The organism is Dietzia sp. B19 (assembly GCF_014145155.1).
Classification (GTDB): Bacteria; Actinomycetota; Actinomycetes; order Mycobacteriales; family Mycobacteriaceae; genus Dietzia; species Dietzia natronolimnaea.
Window position 1 is genome coordinate 1 of sequence record NZ_JAALED010000503.1, and the last position, 1,535, is coordinate 1,535.

1 protein-coding gene is annotated in these 1,535 nt (G+C 71.1%); it reads left to right on the forward strand.

What is annotated here, in order from left to right; translation table 11 throughout:
• The coding region (locus tag G6020_RS13810) for a hypothetical protein (protein WP_182611009.1) at nt 1-1,422 on the forward strand (1,422 nt) is incomplete at its 5' end.
• Nucleotides 1,423-1,535: the final 113 nt, after the last annotated feature.

Here is a 1,535-nt window from a genome sequence, read left to right on the forward strand (position 1 = left end):
CCCCGACCCGGTTCCGGTCCGGGCTCGCGCTCCGGGTCGTCCTCGGGACCGGGTGCCGGGTCCGGTGCCGGAACGTCCGGGGGATCCGGTTCCGAGAAGATCGCCGCGAGCCCCCGCCGGCCGGTCCGCCGCCGGGCCGCGCGGTTCTGGAACGACGTCCTCACCACACCGGGGCGGATGTCGGTGTTCGCGGTGGCGGCGATCGTCACCATCCTGCTCGGCGGGACCGTGGCGTCGCAGACCATCACCCAACGCCAGAGCCACCACGAGACCCTGCTGGCCGAGGTCGAGCCCGTCGCCAACGCCTCCCAGACGCTGTACAGCTCCCTGACCATCGCCGACTCGGCAGCCAACACCGCCTTCATCACCGGCGGGATAGAACCCGCCGAGCTCAGGGAGCGCTACCTCCAGGCCATCGCCACCTCGTCGGCGTCGATCATCGCCGCCTCCCTGGGCCTCGACCGAGCCGACGAGGAGTCCATCGACCAGTTGGCGCACATCAACGCCCAGTTGACCACCTACACCGGACTCGTGGAGACGGCACGGACCAACAACCGGGTCGCCAACCCTGTCGGCTCGGCGTACCTCGCGTCGGCGTCGACGCTCATGCAGGACACGATCCTGCCCGCGGCCGCCGACCTGTACGACCGCCAGTCCACGTCGGTGGGCGAGTCCGACCGCGAGTGGTCCTCGCCGCCGTGGGGTTCCTTCATCCTGCTGGGGATGGCGATCGCGGTACTGGTGCTGCTGCAGCAGTGGCTGTGGAAGATCACCGGGCGGCGGATCAACCCGGCGTTGGGGCTGGCCTCGCTGCTCATGGTGGCGACCTTCCTGCTCACCATGATCGCCGGCTTCCTGGCCGCCAACAACAACGCGCGCGGCCTGTCCGAGGGCGCGGCACCGATGAACGAGCTCACCCGGCAGCGGATCGACGCCCAGAAGGTCCGCGCGCAGGAGACGCTCAACCTGGTGCGCCGGACCGATCCCGAGGGGTCGGCCGCCGAGCGGGCCGCCATCCTCAGCGGCGTCCGTGACTCGTTGACCGTCTACCTCGACCCGGACGAACAGTCCCGCAGCCGCATCAGCCTCGACGGCGACGGTGCCGTCACCAGCGCGATCGAGGCCCTGGACGACTGGATGGCCGCCCAGAACCGCGCCGATTCGCTCTACCAACAGGGCGACTACCAGGGCGCCATCACCATCTCCTCGGGCCAGGAGGAGGGCGATTCCGGTGCCGCGTTCGACGAGTTCGACGAGTCCATGCAGGACGCCATCGAGGAAGCCCGCGACACGCTGCGCACGCGCATCGACAACGCGCGGCGCACCTCCGCCACCGGGCCGGACCTGATCATGGCCTTGTCCGCCCTGGCCGCGTTCGCCGTGGTCGTGGGCATCGCACCCCGGATCAGGGAGTACCTGTGAGCGCGCGGATGAGGTGGTGGGCCGGGCGGCGGACCGCCCGCGTGGTGACCGGGGGCGTTCTGGTCGCCGCCCTGGCGCTCGCCGGAGCGTGCGGGGTCGACGACGACGAGGCG